22 protein-coding genes are annotated in these 21812 nt (G+C 65.7%); 12 read left to right on the top strand and 10 right to left on the bottom strand.

Annotated features, from left to right (window positions below; all coding sequences use genetic code 11):
* Window position 1: 1 nt before the first annotated feature.
* Window positions 2–844, bottom strand: a complete 843-nt coding sequence (locus tag BN60_RS23270; protein WP_020698572.1) for a TauD/TfdA dioxygenase family protein — start codon at window positions 842–844, stop codon at window positions 2–4.
* 94 nt (window positions 845–938) lie between these two features.
* Between BN60_RS23270 and BN60_RS23265 the strand changes: the two genes are divergently transcribed.
* The 4 genes from BN60_RS23265 to BN60_RS23250 all read left to right on the top strand — a co-directional run bounded on the left by BN60_RS23265 (window position 939) and on the right by BN60_RS23250 (window position 3742).
* The gene (locus tag BN60_RS23265; protein WP_020698571.1) at window positions 939–1595 is read left to right on the top strand and encodes a TetR/AcrR family transcriptional regulator; all 657 of its coding nucleotides are present in this window, start codon (window positions 939–941) and stop codon (window positions 1593–1595) included.
* 231 nt (window positions 1596–1826) lie between these two features.
* Window positions 1827–2582, top strand: a complete 756-nt coding sequence (gene exbB / locus BN60_RS23260; protein WP_051150310.1) for a tonB-system energizer ExbB — start codon at window positions 1827–1829, stop codon at window positions 2580–2582.
* Window positions 2583–2996 carry a TonB system transport protein ExbD gene (exbD, locus tag BN60_RS23255; protein WP_020698569.1) on the top strand — a complete coding sequence of 138 codons (414 nt, stop codon included), beginning with the start codon at window positions 2583–2585 and terminating at the stop codon, window positions 2994–2996.
* A complete protein-coding gene (locus BN60_RS23250) occupies window positions 2993–3742 on the top strand; it encodes an energy transducer TonB family protein (RefSeq protein WP_020698568.1) in 750 nt (249 codons plus the stop codon). The genes exbD and BN60_RS23250 overlap by 4 nt, the downstream gene beginning before the upstream one ends.
* A gap of 3 nt (window positions 3743–3745) precedes the next feature.
* On the opposite strand, the gene BN60_RS23245 is transcribed toward BN60_RS23250, so the two are convergent.
* Genes BN60_RS23245 through BN60_RS23235 form a run of 3 tightly spaced genes read right to left on the bottom strand, consistent with a single transcriptional unit; the run spans window position 3746 to window position 7727 of the window.
* A complete protein-coding gene (locus BN60_RS23245; RefSeq protein WP_020698567.1) occupies window positions 3746–5314 on the bottom strand; it encodes an ABC transporter substrate-binding protein in 1569 nt (522 codons plus the stop codon).
* A gap of 14 nt (window positions 5315–5328) precedes the next feature.
* On the bottom strand, window positions 5329–6405 hold the full coding sequence (locus tag BN60_RS23240; RefSeq protein WP_020698566.1) for a M14 family metallopeptidase: 1077 nt from the start codon (window positions 6403–6405) through the stop codon (window positions 5329–5331).
* Window positions 6402–7727 (bottom strand): NAD(P)/FAD-dependent oxidoreductase, encoded by a 1326-nt coding sequence (locus BN60_RS23235; protein ID WP_020698565.1) that lies wholly within the window; start codon window positions 7725–7727, stop codon window positions 6402–6404. The genes BN60_RS23240 and BN60_RS23235 overlap by 4 nt, the downstream gene beginning before the upstream one ends.
* Before the next feature lie 100 nt (window positions 7728–7827).
* On the opposite strand from BN60_RS23235, the gene BN60_RS23230 reads away from it, so the two are divergent.
* Entirely contained in the window at window positions 7828–8724 is an 897-nt protein-coding gene (locus BN60_RS23230; RefSeq protein ID WP_043286576.1) for a LysR substrate-binding domain-containing protein, read from the top strand.
* 4 nt (window positions 8725–8728) lie between these two features.
* Here BN60_RS23230 and BN60_RS23225 read toward each other — a convergent pair whose 3' ends face one another.
* Genes BN60_RS23225 through BN60_RS23205 form a run of 5 tightly spaced genes read right to left on the bottom strand, consistent with a single transcriptional unit; the run spans window position 8729 to window position 13952 of the window.
* Complete coding sequence (locus BN60_RS23225) at window positions 8729–9529, bottom strand: ABC transporter permease (protein ID WP_020698563.1); 801 nt, start codon at window positions 9527–9529, stop codon at window positions 8729–8731.
* Window positions 9526–10365: an ABC transporter permease gene (locus tag BN60_RS23220; protein ID WP_020698562.1), complete on the bottom strand. Its 840-nt coding sequence runs from the start codon at window positions 10363–10365 to the stop codon at window positions 9526–9528. The genes BN60_RS23225 and BN60_RS23220 overlap by 4 nt, the downstream gene beginning before the upstream one ends.
* A gap of 2 nt (window positions 10366–10367) precedes the next feature.
* Window positions 10368–11813: an amidase gene (locus tag BN60_RS23215; RefSeq protein WP_020698561.1), complete on the bottom strand. Its 1446-nt coding sequence runs from the start codon at window positions 11811–11813 to the stop codon at window positions 10368–10370.
* A 10-nt stretch (window positions 11814–11823) separates the two neighbouring features.
* Window positions 11824–12909: an ABC transporter ATP-binding protein gene (locus BN60_RS23210; protein WP_020698560.1), complete on the bottom strand. Its 1086-nt coding sequence runs from the start codon at window positions 12907–12909 to the stop codon at window positions 11824–11826.
* Window positions 12906–13952, bottom strand: a complete 1047-nt coding sequence (locus BN60_RS23205; RefSeq protein ID WP_043284273.1) for an extracellular solute-binding protein — start codon at window positions 13950–13952, stop codon at window positions 12906–12908. The genes BN60_RS23210 and BN60_RS23205 overlap by 4 nt, the downstream gene beginning before the upstream one ends.
* 169 nt (window positions 13953–14121) lie before the next feature.
* Here BN60_RS23205 and BN60_RS23200 point away from each other — a divergent pair, with 169 nt between their 5' ends.
* From BN60_RS23200 to BN60_RS23180, 5 genes are read left to right on the top strand one after another with little or no spacing between them, the layout of a single operon-like run.
* A complete protein-coding gene (locus BN60_RS23200; RefSeq protein WP_020698558.1) occupies window positions 14122–15186 on the top strand; it encodes an ABC transporter substrate-binding protein in 1065 nt (354 codons plus the stop codon).
* A 6-nt stretch (window positions 15187–15192) separates the two neighbouring features.
* Window positions 15193–16251, top strand: coding sequence for an ABC transporter ATP-binding protein (locus tag BN60_RS23195; protein ID WP_043284270.1), 1059 nt, complete (start codon window positions 15193–15195; stop codon window positions 16249–16251).
* Window positions 16241–17062 carry an ABC transporter permease gene (locus tag BN60_RS23190; protein ID WP_020698556.1) on the top strand — a complete coding sequence of 274 codons (822 nt, stop codon included), beginning with the start codon at window positions 16241–16243 and terminating at the stop codon, window positions 17060–17062. The genes BN60_RS23195 and BN60_RS23190 overlap by 11 nt, the downstream gene beginning before the upstream one ends.
* The gene (locus BN60_RS23185) at window positions 17059–17853 is read left to right on the top strand and encodes an ABC transporter permease (RefSeq protein ID WP_020698555.1); all 795 of its coding nucleotides are present in this window, start codon (window positions 17059–17061) and stop codon (window positions 17851–17853) included. The genes BN60_RS23190 and BN60_RS23185 overlap by 4 nt, the downstream gene beginning before the upstream one ends.
* A 24-nt stretch (window positions 17854–17877) precedes the next feature.
* Entirely contained in the window at window positions 17878–19209 is a 1332-nt protein-coding gene (locus BN60_RS23180) for an NAD(P)/FAD-dependent oxidoreductase (RefSeq protein WP_020698554.1), read from the top strand.
* Here BN60_RS23180 and BN60_RS23175 read toward each other — a convergent pair.
* Window positions 19206–20090, bottom strand: coding sequence for a LysR family transcriptional regulator (locus BN60_RS23175; protein WP_148283512.1), 885 nt, complete (start codon window positions 20088–20090; stop codon window positions 19206–19208). The genes BN60_RS23180 and BN60_RS23175 overlap by 4 nt on opposite strands.
* A 79-nt stretch (window positions 20091–20169) precedes the next feature.
* Between BN60_RS23175 and BN60_RS23170 the strand changes: the two genes are divergently transcribed.
* Both BN60_RS23170 and BN60_RS23165 read left to right on the top strand, forming a co-directional pair.
* Window positions 20170–20886, top strand: a complete 717-nt coding sequence (locus tag BN60_RS23170; RefSeq protein WP_043284267.1) for a CTP synthase C-terminal region-related (seleno)protein — start codon at window positions 20170–20172, stop codon at window positions 20884–20886.
* 89 nt (window positions 20887–20975) lie between these two features.
* A complete protein-coding gene (locus BN60_RS23165; protein ID WP_020698551.1) occupies window positions 20976–21797 on the top strand; it encodes an SAM-dependent methyltransferase in 822 nt (273 codons plus the stop codon).
* The last annotated feature ends 15 nt before the right edge of the window (window positions 21798–21812 follow it).

The following is a 21812-nucleotide window of genomic DNA, read 5'->3' as shown; positions in this document are numbered from 1 at the left end:
CTCAGACGAGGGGAACGCCGTCCAGCGTAATGCGGTGCATCAGGCGCCGCTCGCCCTGATAGTCGTTGATGGCGAGATGCCAGGTGGCTCGATTGTCCCAGAAGGCAATCGAGCCTTCGCGCCACTGGAAGCGCGTCTGGAACTGAGGCTGCGAGGCGTGCGTGTAGAGATAGTCGAGCAGCGGCTTGCTCTCCTGCGCCGTCCAGCCCTCGAAATGCGTCGTGAACCCCGGATTGACGTAGAGGGTCTTGCGCTTGCTCAAGGGGTGCTGGATCACGACGGGGTGGACGGCATCCTGTGTCGCGAGTTCGGCATTGCCGATGCGGCCCACCGTGTCGCGTGCATATTGGGCGGTCGCGCCGAACACATGCCGGCTCGAATGCACGGCGCGCAGCCCCTCCAGCGTGCGCTTCAGACCGTCCGACAGCGCCTCGTAGGCCAGCGACATGCTGGCGAACATGGTATCGCCGCCGCGCGGCGGCACTTCGCGCGCCAGCAGGATCGACCCCAGCGCCGGTACCTCGTCGTAGCTGTGGTCGGTGTGCCAGCCGCCGCCGATGTTCCGGGTCTGGTCGGGCTCCTTGCGGACCTCGGCGATCTCGGGATGGTCCGGCACCGCCTTGAAGAAGCGGTTGATATTGATCGGCGCGATGCTTCCGGCGAAGGCGATGTGCTGCTCGGGGGTCAGCTTCTGGTCGCGGAAGAAGATCACGCCATGCTCGGCGAGGGCGCCGCGGATTTCGTCGGCCTGCGACGATGACAAAGGCTGGGCGAGATCGACGCCCAGGATCTCCGCACCCAGTGCGCCGGATGTCGGACGCACGTCGAAATGGGAATTGCGCATTTGCTTTCCTCCGAAGGAATTCTTATAATTAGAATTATAATTCTAGTTTTGATTGTCTGGCAAGTGCGTCCAACGCAAGGGTGGGGTTCCGGGGATGCTGGACGAGCAGCTCATTGCTGAAGCAAACGTGCCGGGTCTGAAGCCGACGCAGCAGCAGCGCAGCCGCGCGCTGGTCGTCAGGCTGATGAACGAGGGCTTGGCGCTCCTGGAGGAGCACGACTTCGACGGTCTGTCGATCGAGGCACTGTGCGCCCGCTGCGACACGACGGTCGGCTCCTTCTATGCCCGCTTCGACAGCAAGGACGCTTTCGTCGATACGCTGCAGCGGCTGGTGGTCGAGGATCGCCGGCGCGAACTGGCGGCGCGCTACAGCTCGGACCGGGTACCGCGGAGCGACCTGGCGCAGCTCCTGAACTGGATCAGCCGGGGCGGCGTCGTCTGGCTGAAGCGCCATCACGGTCTCGTCCGCGCGTCGCTGCGCCGGGCCGGCAGCGACCTCGGAAGCTGGACGCCGATGCGGGAGCTTGGCCAGATACAGGTCGACTATGCCCTGCCTCTCATCGTGGATTTGCTCGGCGGTCGGTCGACGGCTGACCTCGAGCAGCGGATCCGGTTCGCCTTCCAGATCATGTACGGCACCCTGAACAATATGATCCTGATCGATCCGGGGCCGTTCACGCTGCAGGACGCCGCCACGCCGCGCCTGCTGGCGACCGCCATGCACCGTCTGATCGACCCGACAATGGCCTAGTCTTCCGCCGGTTGCGCGGCCTCGATCGGCGAGCACATGCGCATCGAGGCGATGGTCCTGGCGGTGGGACATGAGGGCGCGGGCCCCGGCTCGCTGCCCTGGGCTACGATGCGTTGGGCTACGATGCCTGGCATTGGTGCCGTAGCCGTGGTCTGTATGCTCGCACGGCGTGCCCGGTGGCTGCGTCCGTTGGCGCACCTCTTCCATCATCTCCGAGGCTGGCTTCATCACATGCGCGTTTCTCGTTTGCTTGCCTTTCTGGCCTTCCTGCCGGCGCTCGCCCTGGCCCAAACGGCTATGTCGCCCGCGGCTGCTCCCGGTCCTGCCGCCGCGGCGGTGCTGCCGCGCGACCTTTCGGTTCTGGGCATGTTCCTCGCGGCCGACTGGGTGGTGCAGGCGGTGATGGTCGGTCTGGTTGTGGCCTCGGTGCTGACCTGGACGGTGTTCCTCGCCAAGAGCCTCGAGCTTGCGGCCGCGCAACGGCGACAGACGCAGGCTCTTGCCGCGATCGACAATGCGCCGTCGCTCGATGCCGCGCCTGCCAACGATCTCGTTGCCGCGGCACTGGCGGAGCGCCAGCTCAGCGTCGACAACGACAACGACCGCGACGGCCTGAAGGAACGAATCGCGTCGCGGCTGGAACGGCTCGAAGCGGCGACGGGCCGCCGCATGCTCAAAGGGACCGGCGTTTTGGCCACCATCGGCGCGACCGCGCCCTTCGTGGGTCTGTTCGGTACGGTCTGGGGAATCATGAACTCCTTCATCGGCATCTCGAAATCGCAGACGACGAATCTCGCCGTCGTGGCGCCCGGCATCGCGGAAGCACTGCTGGCGACGGCGCTGGGGCTGGCGGCCGCCATTCCGGCGGTCGTGATCTACAACCACTTTTCCCGGCGCATCGCGGCGTACCGCGCCCTGGTGGGTGACACGTCGGCGGCCGTTCTCCGTCTCGTGTCGCGGGACCTTGGCAAGTCGGGGGCGAAGTAGATGTCGGTCAAGCTGGATCACGGGTCCGACGACCTCGCCGAGAACCACGAGATCAACGTCACGCCCTTCATCGACGTCATGCTGGTGCTGCTGATCATCTTCATGGTGGCGGCGCCGCTCGCCACGGTCGACGTGCCGGTCGATCTGCCGGTCTCGACGGCCGAGCGTCAGCCGAAGCCGGACACGCCGCTCTATCTCACCTTGAAAGCCGATCTCTCCTTCGTGCTGAAGGAACAGCCGGCGACCCGGGAGACGCTGGCCCAGGCGCTGGACGAAGCGACCGGCGGAAAGAAGGACGAGCGCATCTTTCTGCGCGCCGACAAGACCGTGCCCTACGGCGAGCTGATGCAGGCGATGAACATCCTGCGCGGGGCCGGCTATCTCAAGGTGGCCCTGGTCGGGCTGGAGCAATGAGGGAAGGCCTGCGCTGGGGGTGCTCGTTTGCCGTTGTGCTGACCCTGCATGCCGGCGCAGTCGGCATTGCGCTCGGCTGGTCGCATCCGGAAGCGCCGTTCGCCCCGCCGTCGGCAGCCGTGATGGTGGAGATGGCGCCGCTGCCCGCGGCGCCGGGAGTCGTGCCCAAGGAGGCGCCGCCGGGCCCCGATCTCAGCGAAATGCTGCCCGATCCCGAGCCGCCGCCGCCGGTCGAGATGCCGCCGCCGGTGATGGCCGAGGTGACGCTGCCCGATCCCGAGCCGCCGCCGCCGCTCGACTTGAAGCCGCCACCGCCACCAAAGCCCAAGCCGCCGGAAAAGAAGGTTGAGAAGAAGCCGCCGCAGCCCAAGGCCGCGGCATCGCCAGCCGCGCCCCAGCAGGCGGCGGTCGCTGCGGCACCGCAGGCCGGCGCTACTCCGGCGCCTCCTTCGGCTGCATTGCCGACCTGGCAGGGGCTGCTGCTGCGCCACCTTGAGCGCCACAAGCGTTATCCCTCCGAGGCGCAACGCGCGCGTCAGGAAGGCGTCACCTACGTGCGCTTCACCATGAGCCGCGACGGTCGCGTGCTCGCCGCCCGGATCGAACGCGCTTCCGGAATCGGCGCGCTCGACCGCGAAGGGCTGGAGCTGTTGCAACGGGCGCAGCCCCTGCCGCCATTGCCCTCCGATCAACCGGGCGAAAGCCTGGAGATCGTCGTGCCGATCCAGTTCTTCCTGCGGCGCTGACGCTCAGCGCTTCGCTACTTCCACGTTCCAGAAGGCCGTGGTCGACGGCGGGCGAAGCCAACCCTTGGTGCGCGAGCTGACGGCCGAGGCGCTGTACCATTCCCCCAGCGGGTAGTGCGTGCCGAGTTCCATAGCACGCGCCTGGATCTGCTCGGCGATGGCCTTGCGCTTGGCAGCATCGGGTTCGAGAGCAAAGGCGTTGCGCAATTCCTCGATCTTGGCGTCGCATGACCAACCGGCCGATGCCTTGTCGCACGCCGAGTTGAGGAACAGAGACGTGACCGGGTTCACCACGTCGAGTACGCCGGTGCTGGAAAGCGTGACGTTCCAGCCACGATCCTCAGGCGGCTCCTTGCGCATCACGCGGGCGAGATGGGTCTGCCAATCGGCCGGCCGCATGTCGACCTTGAAGCCAACCCGCTCGAGCTGCGCCTTGGCGACGGGTGCGAGGTTGGCGAGCGAGGCGAGATCGCTCACCTGCAGCAGCACGATCGGGCGTCCGTCGTAGCCCGCTTCCTTGAGCAACGCCTTGGCCTTGCCGACATTGCCTTCGAGCAGGCCATTGGTGCCGGCCTCGGATGCGAGGGGCGTGCCGCAGCCGAAGTAGGTCTTGCAGAGGCGCCAATACTTCGGGTCACCGACGGCCGCTTCCAGATAGCCTTTCTGGTCGATCGCATAGCCCAGCGCGAGGCGCATCCGCGGATCGTTGAACGGGGGATGGAGCCAGTTGGGCCGGAGCGCATACTGGCTGGCATAGGCGCCGCGCTGGACGTCGATGCCCTTGCGCTTCTCGATCAGCGGCAGCAGGTCGTGTGCCACCGATTCGAGCGCATCGACTTCGCCATTCTCCAGGGCATTCACCGCAGTCTGCGGATCGGCAATCGACGTCCATTCGATCCGGTCGAGCTTGACGACCTTGCCGCCAGCGAAGTTCGCAGGCGGCTCGGTCCGCGGGACATACTTCGGATTCTTCACATAGACGACCTTGTCGCCAGGCCGCCATTCGTCGGCCTTAAAGATGAAGGGGCCCGAGCCGGTGGGGTCCTTGATCTGTTGCGTGGCAGGCGCTTCGGCGATGCGCTTGGGCATCATGAACGGCACGATGCCGGCGGGCTTGGCGAGCGAGTCGAGCACCAGCCCATAGGGCTGGCTCAGTTCCATCCGGATCGTCTTGGCGTCCGGTGCGGAAAGCTCCTTTACATGCGCCATCAGCTTGATGCCCATCACGTCCCGGCTGCCCCAGCGCTTCAGCGAGGCGACGCAGTCCTCGGCCGTCACCGGCGCGCCGTCGTGCCAGGCAAGGCCATCGCGCAAGGTGAAGCTGTAGACCAGACCCGCAGGATCGACGGTCCAGGCGCCGACCATCTGTGGCTGCGGCTTGAGATCGCCATCGAGGCCGAACAGCGTATCGTAGACCATGTAGCCGTGCGTGCGGCTGATCTGCGCCGACGCCCAGATCGGATCGAGGACCTTGAGGTCGGAGTGCATCACGATCTTGAGCGTCGATTGCGCGGCCACGGGCGCGGCAAGCAGCAGGCCGGCAAGTGCACCAAGCAGAGAGCGTAGCTTCATTGTATTTCCCCTCGTTATTGTTCGGCCGCGAGGCCGTTGATCGTTTGCAGGGCAAAGGCGCGAAACTGGCCGAGGATCATCCCCTTCCAGTCGTCGGCATCGACGTAGAAGGCATCGCGTACGGCGCGGCGGATTTCTGCTGAGACCGCGGCCGGCGCATCGGGGTGGCCGGCGAGCCAGGCTTCGCCACGCAACGCGCGCCGCACCTGCGGCGAGGGCAGGGTGCCGTATTCGAGAGTCGAGGGGGTGATCGCGACGCCGGGGCATTCTTCGGGCGCGCAACCTGTGATGTGACCCGTGGTGCGCGGCGAGACCGACTCGGTGGCCGTGCTGACGATCAGGTCGCTGCCCCACCAGGCAAGCGCACGGGCGAGTGTCGCGTCGGAATGGTGGCCAAAGATCTTCTCGCCATGGCCGTAAGGGCCGAGCCCGGTATGCACGTCGATCCAGGCAATGTGTCGGCAGTTGGCGCCGTGCTTGCGTACGATCCTGCGGATGGTGCGGTTGCTCCAGGCTGGCCCCGTGCCGCTGTAGAAAAGGCCGTCAGGATGCCTGGCCTGCCCGCTGGAAATTCCCGGTGCGCGTCGACCGACGAGACGTGCCATGGCGGCGGCGAGCTGGTTCTCGTTCTCCGCACTCGGTGGCCAGGCGGCGGGGACCAGCAGATCGTGGATCTCCTCGTAGACCGGATTGTCGGGATAGGGTGTCGAGAAGTCGTTGAAATTACGGTTGAGATCGATGTTGTCTTCGTTGGTCCGCTTCAGATGCGAGAAGCCGAACGGATTGACCGCATGGATCAAGAGCAGAGCGATGCCGCGATCGGTGGCACGGCAGGCAAGCTCGTCGTTCAGCAGCGCGAGCTGGCAGGCCGATCCCGAGAAGCCTTCGGGTCCGTGCGTGCCGGAACTCACGATGAACAGCTTGTCGGCGTCGGCGGCGCCCAGCAACGCGGTGTCGGTGCCGATCTCCTCGCCCTCGGCGCCCGTCAGTGGATGTACGTGCGCATCGACGGCGGCGCCTGCCTTGCGGGCCGCCTCGAGAAAGCGTTGTCGCGCTTCGCGGTAGGTGGCTGAGAAGAAGGTGGCGCTCATCTGATTTTCTCGTCGAAATAATCCATTGCCCGGAAGGCGCCGCCGATCACCGGCAGGAACCAGGGCTTGCCGGAGTAGAGCGGAATCGGCGGCAACGCAGCATCGGCGAAGGGCAGTTTCCCGCGCAGACGGCCGGCGATCGACCTGCCGATGGCGTCGCCCAGGAACGGCATCATCGACACGCCCGAGCCGTTGCAGCCCACCACGAAGTGCAGCCCGTCGAGTTCGCCCGCATGGGGCAGGGCGTCGTAGGTGAAGGCGACATTGCCCTGCCAGGTGTGCGTCACCTTGGTGCCTGCGAGTTCGGGTAGGCGCTCGACCAGGGCCCGATGCAGGAGCTGAGCTCGGAGTTCGCCGGGAATCTCGGTGAAGCGGGCGCGGCCACCGAAGATCACGCGCTTGCCGTCGGGCGAGAGCCGGTAATAGTGCAGCACGCGGCGCGTCTCAGAGAAGGTCCGTCCCTTGGGGCAGATCTTCGCGGCGAGCCCCGGCGGCAGTTCCTCGGTGGCGATGATGTGGCTGGCGATTGGAACGAGCCGGCGCTGCAAGGTCGGCGTCAGGCCGCCCGTATAGCCGTTGGTCGCGACCACGACATGGCGTGCGCGGACTTCGCCCGCCTCGGTCTTGACCCGCCAGCCCTCGCCGTCGCGGCTGAGGCCGGTGGCGCGGCAGCCTCCGGCCAGGGTGATCGAATTGCGCCGCCGCGCCGCCGCGAGCAGCCCGCCATAGAACAAGGCGGGATGCAGCTTGCCCGCAGTCTCGAAGACCATGCCGCCGTGATAGAAGTCGCTGCCGATCTCCTGGCGCTGCTCCTCGCGACTGATCAGCTTGCAGTCCGTGGCGCCGCCCGAGCGCAGCTTCTCGAAGCGCGTGCGCAGACCTTCATAGTGCGAGGCGGCGCAGGCGCCGAGGAAGCGGCCGCGCTGTTCCAGATAGCAGTCGATCTTCTCCTGCTCGACGAGATCGATCAGTCCGCGATAGGCATCGATCGCCCAGCCCACGACGTCGCGCACCAGCTCGGGGGCATAGTCGAGCGTTCGGCCAGTAAAGCTCTTGCCGATCGAAAGGCCGGCGCTCAACGCGCCGCCGCTGCGCGTCGACGCGCCCGCGCCGAATTCATCGGCTTCCAGCACCAGGCTCTGCACGCCGCCATCGGCCAAGGCGCGTGCCGTGGCAAGCCCCGCGTAGCCGCCACCGACGACCACGACATCGGTTTTCGCCGGCAGCGCCGACGTCGGTATGGCCTGCGGACGGAACGCCCCCCACCAGTAGGGCTCCTCCTTGAAGTCGCTGCTGAAGATTGACTGATCAATGGAAGGCATGAATACGCCCTTGTCTGAAATGTCGATGCAGTGGACTTTTGGCTTGTCGCCCTACAGGGTCAAAGTCATTGTCGGCGGACTCAAATTCCCTGGAGTTATGATGATCACGTCGCGCCAGCTCGAAGCCTTCCGGGCGATCATGTCCCACGGCACGGTGACGGCGGCGGCCGAACGGCTGGGCGTATCGCAGCCCGCAGTGAGCAAGATCCTCGCCGGGCTGGAGCATGAGATCGGCTATCCGCTGTTCACGCGCATCAAGCGGCGGCTGGCGCCGACCAGCGAGGCACGCCTGCTCGAAGCCGAGGTGACGCGCCTCTATCACAGCCTCGAACGGGTGACCGAGGTGGCGCGCGAGATCCGCGAGCGCCAGGTCGGCGACCTCCTGATCTATTCGACGCCGGCGTTCGGCCGCTCCGTCCTGCCCGACGTTCTGGCGACCTTCATGAAGCGTCATGCCAAGGCGCATATCGGCTTTCACGTTCGCAGTTCGACCTACATCAACCAGAAGATGATCGACCAGCAGATCGACCTGGGCTTCTCCATGATGCCGTTCGAGCATCCTTCGATGGTCACCGAAGAACTGAGCCGCGCCACCGCGGTCTGCGTGCTGCCGGGCGACCATCGGTTGGCGCGACGTAAGGTGATCCGGCCGGCCGACCTGCGCGGCGAGCGCTTCCTGTCCTTTCCGCTCGATGGCCGCATGCGCCATCTGATCGACGCGGTGTTCGAGCAGGAACGGATCGAACGGCGTTTGCAGATCGACGTCTATTCCTCGGCTGATGCCTGTGCGCTGGCGGCCCGTGGGCTCGGCGTCTCTATCGTCGAGCCCTTCACGGCGCGCGATTATCTCAACGAAGGCATTGCCGTCGTGCCTTTCGAGCCCAGGATCCGCTACCTGTTCCGCGCCATGCGGCCGCGCTACCGAAAGCCGTCGCGCCTGGCCGACGCTTTTCTCGACACCATGCGGGCACATCTGAAGGCGAAAGGGTGGGCCTGATCGCTTAGGCCGGATCATGCGCCACGAAGAATTCGAGCCCGATCAGCCGTTCCAGCAGCATCACGACCAGCAGCGTCACCGCGACCGTCACCGTCGAGATCGCCGCCAGCAGCGGCGACGCGTTCTCCTGGATGAAGGCGTAGATCTGCACCGGCAGGGTCGTGACCTGCGGCCCGGTGAGGAACATCGTCACCGTCACCTCGTCGAACGAGATGATGAAGGAGAAGAGCAGCGCCGTGACGATGCCTGACCGGGCCAGCGGCAGGGCGATGCCAAGCGCGATGCGGCGCTCGTCGGCGCCCAGCAGCGAGGCGGCCTCGACGATCTCGCTGTCGATCCGCTGCAGGGCGACCATGATCGGCCGCCAGGCAAAGGGGAGCGTACAGACGACATGGGCGACGACGATGCCGCCTGCCGTGCCGAGATGGCCGCTGAGCGCCAGCACGTTCACCAGCGCGACACCCAGCGCGGCATGCGGGAAGAACAGCGGCGACATGACGATGAGCTCGAAGGTTGCCAGCCAGCGCGGCTTCAGCCGGTGGCAGGCATAGGCGCCGGCGAACGCGATGGCCGTCACTGTCACGGCGACGATGGCGGCAATGCCAAGGCTGGTGAGGAAGGAATCGATCCAGCGTGGATCGGTGGCGGCTTCGGCGTACCAGCGCAAGCTGAGCTCGCCCGGCGGGAAGCGCAGGTAGCCGGCCGCAGCGAAAGAGGTCGCGCCGATCACCACAATGGGCGCCGGCAGGAAGAACAGCAGCGCCAGGGAGCCCGCCCGGCCGAGCTTGATCAAAGGCGCATTCATTTGTCGGCTTTCGGTACGAGCGCGGCTTCCACGGTGCGCAGCAGCACCAGGCCGAGCGCGCTCAGGATCAGCAGGCAGAGCGCCCACGCAGACGCCTTGCTCATGTTGAAGTTGTAGACGACCTCTTGATAGATCTGCGTGCCGGCCATTTTCTGGCGGATGCCGCCCAGCAGGATCGGCGTCACGATGGCGCCCATCGAGGTCAGGAAGGTGATGCCGATGCCGGTGAAGACACCGGGGAGCGACAGCGGCAGCACGACCCGGCGCCAGGTTTCGAACGCGCCGGCGCCCAGCGATTCGCTGGCCTCCTCCAGCCGGTTGTCGATCTGCAGCAGCACCGACAAAGTGGCGATCACGGAGAACGGCATCAGTACATGGGTGAGGCCGATCACCACGCCGAGATCGTTGAAGATCAGCGGCAGCGGTGACTCGATGACACCGGCCCAGCGCAGCGCCTCGTTGAGGAAGCCCTTGGGTCCGAGGATGACCAGCCAGCCATAAGTGCGCACGACCAGGCTGACCAGCCACGGCACCAGCACCACGACCAGCAGAAGGTTGCGCCACTTGGGAAGACGCCAGAGCAGCCAGGCGATGGGATAGGCCAGCAATGCCGAGGCGAGCGACACGATGGCCGCGATCGACACGGTGCGCAGGAAGACTTCGTGATAGTCGGCGCGATCGAGGATCTGCTTGAAGTAGGCGAGAGAGAACCCGTCCTTGGTCCAGAAGGCGTGCAGGAAGAGGAGCGCCACCGCTCCCAGGAAGAGGGCGAGGACCAGCACCGCCGGCAGCAGCAGCCAGCCCAGGCCCTTGGGCGTTGCCGTGGCGCCACGCATCTTCAGGCGCCCGTGGCGAAGCCCGGCGGGAACTCCGCCGACGCGCCGGTCTCGGCGTCGAAAGCCTCGGCGAGCCGGATGAGATGCGCTTCCTCGTACCACGGCGCCACGAAGTGGATGCCAATGGGCAGGCCCGCCTTGGAGCGGCCGAACGGGATCGAAATCGCCGGATGGCCCGTCATGTTGAAGGGGATCGTGTAGGTGTACCAGGCGGCACGCAGGTCGCCGAGCGGCTTGCCGTCGACAATAAGCGGCTTGAACTGATCCTGCGTGGCCAGCGGCGCCGGCGTCGCGACGGTCGGCGTCAGCAGAAGGTCGGCATCGGCAAACAGACGCTGCACGGACTTGTAGGCCGTGGTGCGGTCGGCCAGTGCGCGACGCAGCATCACCGCATCGACCGCGTCGCCTTCGTCCAGCGTCTTGGCAAAGGAGGGATCGAGCTCGTCACGCCTGGTCTTCAGGATCTCGCCGAAACGCTCGATCTGGTTGGCACGCAGGACGACGCGCGCCACGTCGAGCTTCCAGTCGATCTCGCGCCCGTCCATTTCCTTGATGTGGGCGCCTTGCTTGTCGAGGAAGGCGAGGGCTGCGTCGAGGCGCGCTTCGGTGTCCGGATCGAGATAGCCGCCGGTCATGCGGCGGATCACGGTGATGCGCTTGCCGGCAATCGGATGCTCGCCCGTGTTCTCGGGCCAGGCGAAAGGCGTGCGTCCGATGGCGGCGGTCCAGGGATCGTCGCGATGGCCACGCGACATCGACGCCAGGCCGGCGCCGAGATCGGTCGGATGGCGCGCCATCACGCCGAGATAGGTGAGCTGGCCGAACTGGTCGGGCGCGATTTCGTGCGGCACGCGGCCGAGCGTGGCCTTGAGACCATAGATGCCGCAGCAGGCGGCCGGGATGCGGCCCGAGCCTGCACCATCGGTCGACATGGCGATGGGGCCGAGGCCGAGTGCCACGGAAACCGCCGCGCCGCCGCTCGACCCGCCCGACGTGTGCTCGCGGTTCCACGGGTTGCGCGTGACGCCGTGCAGGCGGCTGTCGGTCAGGACCTTGTGGCCGAACTCCGGCGTCGTGGTCTTGGCGAACAGCACGGCATCGGCCGCGCGCCACTGGGCGATCGCGTCGGCGTCGATGGCGGGCACGTTATCTTTCATGGTGAGCGAGGCGAAGGCCGTCCGCAGGCCCTTGGTCAGGATCAGGTCCTTGGCCGAGACGGGCACGCCCGCCAGCTTGCCGAAGCCGGTGCCGCGCTTGCGTCGGGCATCGAGCGCATCGGCCGCGGCGCGCGCACCGTCGACATCGAGCGTTGCAATGGGATTGAAGGGTTCGGCCTTCTTGACGCGCTCCAGCACACCCTCGATGAGGTCGCGCGCCGAGACTTTGCCCGAGGTGAAGGCCTCGACATGCTGGGCGACGGTACGGCCGGCGAAATCCTTGGCGGACATGATTGTTCTTTCAGGTTGGGACGAAGACGGTGAGCGTGTCGGAAGGCACGACGACACGCACCGTCTTTCCCTCCGCGAGTTCCGCAGCCTGCGGGGCGCCGGCCATCATCAGCGCCGTGAGCGGCCCCAACGGCGTATCGAGCATTGCCTTCACCGTGGGGCCGAGGCGATGGAGCGCATCGATGCGCCCATCGAGGGCGAGCGCATTGGCACTATCGTCGGCAAGAGTGACGGCTTCCGGTCGGCAAGCGATCTGGCAGGCAGCGCCGGCCGCCGGCTGTCCAACAATCGCCGACGGCGGCAGGTCGAAGCGATGCTGGCCGAGATCGACCGATACCGACGAGCCGTTCACTGTCGCGATGCGGCCTTCGAGCATGTTGATGTCGCCCACGAAGCGCGCGACGAAAGGCGATGCCGGCCGGCGATAGATTTCGCCCGGGCTTCCGACCTGACGCACGCGGCCGCCTTCCATGACGACGATCGTGTCGGACAGCAACGTCGCTTCTTCCTGGTCGTGCGTAACGAAGACGAAAGTGGTTGCGAGCTGGCGCTGGATCGCCTTCAGCTCGACCTGCAACTGACGGCGGAGCTGCAGGTCGAGGGCCGAGAGCGGCTCGTCGAGCAGCAGGATCGCAGGCTCGAGGGCCAGCGACCGCGCCAGCGCCACGCGCTGCTTCTGGCCGCCGGAGAGCTGGCCGATGCGACGGCGCTCGAAGCCCGCCAGTCCGACCAGACCCAGGAAGCGCGCGACCTTGGCCGCGATCTCGGCCGCCGGCGTCCCACGGATTTTGAGGCCGTAGGCGACGTTCTCGAAGACATCGAGGTGCGGGAACAAGGCAAGGTTCTGGAAGACCATGCCAATCGGCCGGCGCCGCGGCGTCACGCCCTGCATCGGTGCTCCGTCGATGGCGATGGTGCCGCGGCTCGCCTCGAGGAAGCCCGCGATCAGACGCAGCAACGTCGTCTTGCCGCAACCCGAAGGGCCGAGCAGGGTCACGAAGCTGCCGCCCTCGATCACGAGGTCGACGTCGCTGAGGACCGTCGTGGCGCCGAAATCCTTTCCGACGCCCGCGACCGTGATTGTGCCTCGCCTCACTTCTGGACGCCGGACAGCAGCTTCTCGGCGCGGTCGACGCGCGCCTCGTTATGGTCGACGACGACGCTCCAGTCCGGTGAATAAAGGCTCTTCACGATGTCCTCGTAGGGCCGGCCCAGCGTCTTCTGCAGCTCTTCGGGCAGCTTGACCTTGGAGTTCATCGGCAGCCAGCCGTCGAGCAAGGCGGCGCGCAATTGCGGCTCGGCGCCGGCGATGTAGTTCATCCAGAGCAGCGCCTTGTCCTGGTGCTTGGCACCCTTCGGCACCACTACGACATAGGGCAGCATCAGGACGCCTTCCTTGGGCATCACGATGTCGACATTGGCGGCGCCCTGGCGGCGCAGGGCCCAGACACGCGAGGCATAGAAGGGAACGGCCGCGACTTCGCCGCGCGTCAGCAGCGTGTTCATGTGCGCCAGCGAGGTATAGGTCGCCAGCACGTTGGGCACGATGCGCTCCAGCAGCTTGAAGCCCGGATCGATATCCTTCTCGCTACCACCCATGGCCTTGGCCATGATCACCGCGTCATAGGGCGCGAGATAGACCGGCCGCGTCACGGAGAGCTTGCCCTTCCACTTGGCATCGGTCAGCCCCTGCCACGAGGCGAAGTCCTCGGCTTTGGCCAGGTCGGTGTTGTAGGCGATGCCGTAGTAGGTGAAGTAGACCGGCAGGCCGACGTGGCGCCCCTTCTTGTCCTTGGTGAGGAACTTGGGGTCGACGTCGCCGATACCCGGGAGCTGCTTGTCGTCGAAGGATTCGATCAAGCCTGCGTTGGAAAGGGCAATCGCCTCGAAGTAGGTGACCAGCGCCAGATTGTACTGGCTGGCCGCGGCCGGCGAGCGTAGGCCGCCGGCCGGATTCGGCACTTCGACCATCTTGATGGTGAACTTTTCCGCTGGCGAGAACTGCTTGATGAACGCCTCGCGCCAGGTGTTGGCGCCGCCGCCGCCCCACACCGCCATGGTGAGTTCCTGGGCGGCCGCGGTGCTGGCAACGCATGCCATGGCTGCGGCGCACGCCAGCGCCTTCAATCGGTTCATCATCGTTTGCCCCCTTCACAACCCCTGTTGTTTCGACGTTAGGCGTGTCGGGCGATGACGGAGAAATTCATTCGTCCTTTATGGTCATTCCAGAAAGTTATGGGCATGGAAGTTGCTCGTCGTGGAATGCACTCCTACAGTCGTGGGGAGAAAACGAAACAGGGGGTCTGTCATGGACATCAAGCGTCCGCACCGCCGTCACGTTCTTTCACTTCTCGGAGGCGCCGCTGCCGTCGGCGTATCGGGCCGGGCATTCGCCCAGGCGGAGCCTCCCAAACCGGCTCAGATCGTGGTCAATCATTCTGGCGGGTCGATGGGCACCGCCATGCGCAAGGCCTTCTTCAACGGCTTCGAGAAGAAGTACGGAATCAGGGTCGTCGAAACGAGCCCGGTCGATTTCGGCAAGCTGCGTGCCATGGTCGATTCTGGCAATGTCGAATGGGACCTGACGGAGATCGGTGGCCAGGACGCCATCCGCGCTTCCAAGCTGAACCTGCTCGACAAGGTCGATCCCAAAGTGGTCGACCGTTCCAAGTATCCACCGACGGCGCAGAACCCCAATGTCTTCGCCTCGTCGGTCTATACGACGATCATCGGCTACCGCACCGATGTCTTCAAAGGCGGGACGCATCCCAAGAGCTGGGCGGAGTGGTGGGACGTCAAGAAGTTCCCCGGCGCGCGCTCCATGCGCAACCATCCGACGGACAATCTCGAATTCGCGCTGATCGCCGATGGTGTCCCCAAGGACAAGGTCTATCCGATCGACTTCGACCGAGCGTTCAAGAAGCTCGACCAGATCAAGCCGTATGTGACGGCCTGGTGGTCGACCGGCCAGCAACCGGCCCAGCTCCTGCTCGACAAGGAGGTCGTGCTGGCGACCGGCTGGAACGGGCGCTTCTACGACGTCATCAAGAAGGGCGGACCAATCGAGATCGAATGGAACGAGGGCGCCCTGAAGCAGGGCAGCTTCGCCATCCCGCGCGGCGCCAAGAATCCGTACTGGGCCAACAAGATGCTGGCCGAGCTGGCGATCCCGCAGCAGCAGGCGGTCTACGCCTCGGAGCTGGGCTATCCCGGCCTCAACCTCGAGTCGCTGAACTTCGTCGACGCCAAGGTGAAGCCCTATCTGCCGACCGCGTATCTCGACAAGCAATTCTGGATCAGTGACGAATGGTATGCCGAGAACGGCGCCAAGGCGCAGGAACTATGGAACGCGTGGATGCTGAAGAAGGCGTAACCGGCATTGCGTACAGGTAAGGGGTCCGGTGAAGGATCGGCCGAACTCCTGATCGAAGGGGTGGCCAAGCGATTCGGCGATGTCGTGGCGCTCGACCATGTTTCTCTCCAAGTGGCGCAGGGCGAACTTCTGACCATCCTGGGCCCCAGTGGCTCCGGCAAAACGACCTTGCTGAAGGTCGTGGCCGGCTTCGAGACACCCGATGCCGGGCGGGTCACGGTCGGCGGGGCGGACATCACTTCCTTGCCACCGGCCAGGCGCGACATCGGCATGGTGTTCCAGAATTACGCGCTCTTTCCGCATCTGTCGGTGAAGGCCAACGTGGCCTTTCCGCTGGAGATGCGGAACGTCGGCAAGGCCGAGATCGACCGCAGGGTCGGCGAGGCCTTGGCCATGGTCGAGCTTGCGGGCTACGAGGCGCGGCTGCCCAAGCAGCTTTCCGGCGGCCAGCAGCAGCGCGTCGCCCTTGCCCGCGCCATCGTCTTCAATCCGCGGCTGCTGCTGCTTGACGAGCCGTTCGGCGCCCTCGACCGCAAGCTGCGCGAGACCATGCAGCTCGAGGTGCGCCGGCTGCAACGCAGGCTCGGCCTCACCACCATCTTCATCACCCACGACCAGGAAGAGGCGCTGGTCCTTTCCGACCGAATCGCGGTGATGAACAAGGGCGCGATCCAGCAGATCGCTACGACCACGGAAATCTACGAGCGACCGGCCAACGATTTCGTCGCCGACTTCGTGGGCGAGAGCAACATCCTGCATGGCACGATGAGCGCGCCGGGTCTCGTCGCGTTGCCCGACGGCCGCAAGCTCATGGTCGACAGCGAAGCCGCGCCCGGCGCCAGGGTCGGTGTGCTGATGCGGCCGGAGCGGTTCGCGCCAGGCGGCATTAACGAGTTCACCGGCGAGATCGTCGAGGCAGTCTATCTCGGCACCTCCTTCAAGCTGCGGCTCGCCTGCGAAGGCGGGCAGGAGCTGCTGGTCCGCCAGCCGGCGCGTGGTCCGCTGCCCGCCGCCGGTACGACGATCACCGTCGGCATCGACCCGGAAGCGATCCATGTTTTCTGACCGGCTGCGCGGTTCGGCCTGGCCGGCGCTGCCGGCGCTGATCCTGCTGCTGGTGTTCTTCCTGTTTCCGGTCGTGCGCATGCTGGGCTTCAGCGTCGAAGCGGGCACGCTCGACTGGTACGCCAAGGCGCTGGGCGAGGGGCTCTACCTGCGCGTCTTCTGGAACACCTTCGAGATCGCGCTGCTGGTGACGCTCGTCTGCCTGCTCCTGGGCTATCCGCTGGGCTACCTGATGGCGACCACGACGCCGGGCTGGGCGACTTTCGGTTTCATCTGTGTTCTGCTGCCGCTCTGGACGTCGGTGCTGGTGCGTACCTATGCCTGGATGGTGCTGCTCGGCCGCAACGGCGTGCTGAACCGTACGCTGATGGAGTCCGGACTTACGACGGATCCGCTGCCGCTTCTGCACAATTTCACCGGCGTGCTGATCGGCATGGTGCATGTGCTGCTGCCTTACATGGTGCTGCCGGTCTATGGCGCCGTGCGCCGCGTCGATCCGGCGATCCCAGCGGCGGCTGCCGGCCTCGGTGCTTCGAATGCACGCATCTTCTGGCGCATCTACCTGCCGCTCACCTTGAACGGTATCTTCGCCGGCAGCGTCCTGGTGTTCGTGCTGTCGCTGGGCTTCTTCATCACCCCCGCTCTGCTGGGCGGCGGCCGGGTGATGATGATTGCGGTCCTGATCGAACAGCAGGTGCGCGAGACGCTGAACTGGCCCTTTGCCGCGGCGCTCTCGGCGGTGTTGCTGGTCTTCACCTTCGCTGTTTACGCGGTGGCGCAGCGCTTCACGCAGCCGGAGGCGACACGATGAGAAATGGAGGAGGGAGCCGCCGTCTCCTCGTCGCGGTCTGCGCGCTGATCTACTTCTTCCTGATGCTGCCGCTGCTGGTGGTATTCCCGATCTCGCTTTCTTCGGCGCCCTACATGCAGTTCCCGCCGCCGGGCTTTTCCTGGCAATGGTACGAGCGCTATCTCGACGATCCGCAATGGATCGACGCCACATGGCGCTCGCTCTACATCGGCGGCGCGACCGCGGTGCTGGCATTGCTGTTGGGCGTGCCGCTGGCCTTCAGCCTGGTGCGCGCCCGCTTTCGCGGCCGTGCGCTCCTCGACCGTCTGGCGCTGGCGCCCATCATCGTGCCGACCATCATTCTCTCGGTCTCGATCTATGGCCTGTTCGCCAAGCTGAAGCTGATCGGCACCTGGTACGGGCTGGTCGTTGCGCACACGGTGCTGGCGCTTCCCTTCGTGGTGCTGGTGATCGCCGCAGGCCTGCGCGATTTCGACCGTTCGCTGGAGCAGGCGGCCGAAGGGCTGGGCGCCTCGCGCTGGAAGACGCTGACGCGCATCACCCTGCCGCTGCTGCGACCGAGCCTCGTCTCGGCTGGATTGCTCGCCTTCATCTCCTCCTTCGACGAAGTGGTGGTGGCACTGTTCCTGGCGGGCGCGAACATGACGCTGCCCAAGAAGATGTTCGACAACATCATGATGGAGATCGATCCGACCATCGCCGCCGTTTCGGTGATGCAGATCCTGCTGGTGTCGGTGGTGCTGGTCCTGATCGGCCGCTTCGGCCGGGGCCTCAGGGACAGCACGCGTTAGCGGCGTGCGCGAGGGGAGGGAGTGATGGCCGAGTCCGTGTTCCACAAGGATTTCAAGCCGATGCCCTGGTGGTGGGAATGGTGGCACCCCTCCAACGAGCTGAGCCAGGACCCGCCGCTCAAGACCGACGTGCTGGTGGTCGGCGCGGGCTATGGCGGCCTGTCGACAGGATTGGAACTGGCGCGCTCCGGCGTCGAGGTCACGGTTCTGGAGCGTGGCGACTTCGGCGTCGGCGCCTCGACGCGCAACGGTGGCGGCGTCAGCGGCGGCACCACCATGGGCAAGGGCTTCTCCGGCAAGGGTGTCGGCGGCAATGCCGAGGCCTGGAAGAAGGTGATGGCCCGCATGCTGGCCGACGCCGCCGATTCGCTGGCGCAGGTCGAAACGGTGATCCAGCGCGAGGGCATCGAGTGCTACTGGCGCATGAACGGCCGCTTCAGTGGCGCCTACACGCCGCGCCATTACGCCGAGCAGGCGGCCAAGGTCGGCACCTACAACGCCAAGGCGGGGCTCGGCACCTACATGGTGCCGCGCGAGCAGCAGCGCGAGGAAATCGCGTCGGATTACTACTATGGTGGCATGGTGGTCGAGCGCACCGGCCAGCTCCATCCCGCGCTCTACTACGGCGGTCTCCTGAAGGCGGCCCATCGCGCCGGCGCCACGCTCTGCGCCAATTGCGACGCCGAGAAGATCGAGCGCAAGCCGGGTGGCTTCCGCGTGCTGACCAGCAAAGGCCCAATCGAAGCGCGCGAGGTCGTGATTGCGACCAACGGCTACACGACCGAGCTGACGCCGACGCTCCGCCGCAAGCTCGTGCCGGTGGCCAGCCATATCATCGCGACGGAGGAGCTGCCGGAGGATCTGGTGCAGAGCCTCATTCCGAAGAACCGCGTCGTCAGCGATACCAAGCGCGTGCTCTGCTACTACCGCCAGTCACCCGACAACAAGCGGGTGATCTTCGGCGGCCGCGCGCGCTTCACGCAGGTCACGCCCGAAGTCAGCGCGCCGGTGCTGCACGGCTACATGCTGGAGCGCTGGCCGCAGCTCAAGGGCGTGAAGGTCACGCACGCCTGGACCGGCAACGTCGCCTTCGCCTTCGATTTCCTGCCGCACATGGGCAGGGAGCAGGGCATGCACTATCTCATGGCCTGCAACGGCTCGGGCGTCGCGATGATGAGCTATCTCGGCTACCAGACAGCCCGCAAGATCGCGGGCGGCTCGAACGCGCCGGTGAATGCCTTCGACGGCCAGGATTTCCCGACCGTGCCCTTCTACAACGGCAATCCCGAATGGGTGCTGCCCTTCGTCGGCGCGTGGTACCGCACGCGCGACTGGTGGGATCGGGTGCGGGCCTAGGGGCGGCTCGACCGCAACGTTGCGATGAAGGCCCGGACGGCCGGTGAAGGAAGGGATTGCCGTTTCGTCGCCATGAGGAGCTTCCGGCGCTGCCGCGGCTTCAGTTCGAGGATGCGCAGGCCCGGCCTTTCCTTTGGCAGCGACAGCGCCGGCACGATCGTCACACCGAGACCCTGACGCACCATTTCGAGCAAAGCCGTCATGTCGCGCACCTTGAAGGCGACAGTGGGTTCGCGGGCGGCGCCGGCGAACAGCACGCGGATCGCCGGTTCGCAGCCGGCCGCCGACATGATGAAGGGGTGCGCGGAAACCTCGCGCATCGAGGGCGTGGGGGCGAGCGCGCGGTGGTGACGGCTGGAGGCAACCACGAGAAAGTCGTCCTCTGCGATCACCTCGCCTTCCAGGTCGGGCGCGAGTTCGGCGGTGAAGCCGACGTCGACGATGTCGCCCGCGGTCCAGTCGCGGACTTCAGGGTCCGACCCTTCGAGCAGGGTGACGGCGATGTTCGGATAGCGCGTCCGGAAGAGACGCAGGGCCTCGGGAAGCACATGCGCGGCCGCGCTCGCGACGCTGCCGAGCCGCAGGGTGCCCCGATCGAGGCCAGCCCAGCTCGCACAGTTTTCATGGATACGTTCGACGGACCGAAGCGCTGCCCGGGCGTCGACAAGAACCCGCCCGCCGATTTCCGTCGGTTCGACCCTTTCGCGCCGGCGGACCAGGAGAACCGCGCCCAGGGCATCCTCCATGGTCTGGATGGCCTGGCTGACGCCGGACTGCGTCAATCCCAGATGCTTCGCCGCGGCGGTAAACCCGCCTTCATCGACGATGGCTACGAGCACGCGCAGGTGGGCGAGGGTGAGATTAGTCCGGCTAATTCTCATGATCTTCGGAATGAATTGCACTTATATGACTGCCGTTGCTCCAATGGCGCAAGTATTCCCGCTTTGAAGGACAGATCAGGTGACATCACGCGGACCCCGGCTTGCGATTGTGGGCGACTTCAATCCCGACTTCGCTCCTCATCCCAAGACCAACGAAGCCATCGCCCACGCCTGCAACCATCTCGGCCTGCCTGTTAGGGCCGACTGGATCCCGTCGGCAGAGCTGGCCGGCCGGGCCAGCGCGCGGCTTTCGGGTTACGACGGCGTGTGGGTCGCACCCGGCAGTCCCTACCGAAGCATGGACGGCGCTCTCGACGCCATCCGCTTTGGCCGCGAGGCGGCCCTGCCGCTGCTGGGAACCTGCGGCGGCTGCCAGTACGCCCTGATCGAGTATGCGCGCAACGTTCTGGGCATCGTCGATGCGCAGCATGCCGAGCACGATCCCTATGCGTCGGTTCTCGTGATCACGCCGCTCTCTTGTTCGCTGGTCGGCCAGCGGATGGACGTTTTCATCGAGGAGGGGTCGCTTGCCGCAAGAGCCTATTCGGGCACAAGGGCGACCGAGGAGTATTACTGCAACTTCGGTCTCAATCCCGATTACGAGGCGCGACTGCACGAGGGCGGGCTGCAGGTCATCGGCCGGGATGCCAACCGCGAGCCGCGAATCCTGACGGTCCCGGCGCATCCGTTCTTCCTGGTGACGGTCTTCGTCCCGCAGCTGAGATCGTCGGTGGGGCGGCCGCACCCGTTGATCCTCGCCTTCCTGAAGGCGATCGCGTCTCGCGCCTCCGCCTGAGTAAAAAAGGGGGGCCTCGGTCGAAGCGGCGCCTAGTGTCAGGACATCATGGGACGTATCATCTCCGCCGCGACTGAGAGTATGGATCCATGGCTGACAAGGTGGCGAGCCACTATGCTGGTGGCGACAGCATCGTTGGTGCACTTGCCGAGAGCCTGCGCAAGGCTGGGAAAGATATCGGCAAGCTGACGACTGCCGATCTTGGGACAGTTGACGAGTTCCATATTCGCGGCCGTCGGGCCACGTTGGAGCTTGCCCGATCACTGAACTTGAGCGCCGACTCCCATGTGCTCGACATCGGGAGCGGCCTGGGCGGGCCGGCCCGTACGCTTGTTGAGACCTACGGATGCCGCGTAACAGGCATCGATCTGACACAAGCCTTTTGCGAGGCCGCGACCACTCTGAGCGATTGGGTGGGCCTGAGTGATCGCGTTTCCTTCCGGCAAGGCGATGCGACGAGCCTGCCATTCACCAGCGATCAGTTCGATGCGGCCATGACCATTCACGTGTCGATGAACATTGCTCGCAAAGACAAAGTGTATGCGGAGACCAAGCGGGTGCTTAGACCGGGCGCTCGATTTGCGGTTTACGACATCTTGCAAGGTGAAGGGGGCGATGTGTTGTTCCCGGTGCCTTGGGCCCGCGAGCCGTCGATCAGCCACTTAGCTACCCCCGATGCGATGCAGTCGCTATTGACGAATGCCGGCTTCAGGGTGGTGGATGTGCAGGACTCCACAGAGGAGGGGCAGCGCTGGTTTGAGGCGATGGCGGCGCGGATGGCAAAGGCTGCTGTGCCCGCCGCGACGTTCCAGGCATTCCTCGGCAATGACTTTCCCGAGATGGCCCGTAGTCAGGTGGCCAACCTGCGGGACCGTCGCATACGCACCGTAACCTACGTTTGCGAAGCCTGAGGCCTCTGCCGCCAG

The sequence above is a fragment of the Reyranella massiliensis 521 genome (genome assembly GCF_000312425.1).
GTDB lineage: Bacteria > Pseudomonadota > Alphaproteobacteria > Reyranellales > Reyranellaceae > Reyranella > Reyranella massiliensis.
Note: the sequence above shows the minus strand (reverse complement) of the source record. Positions and strands in the feature narration are given on the sequence as shown.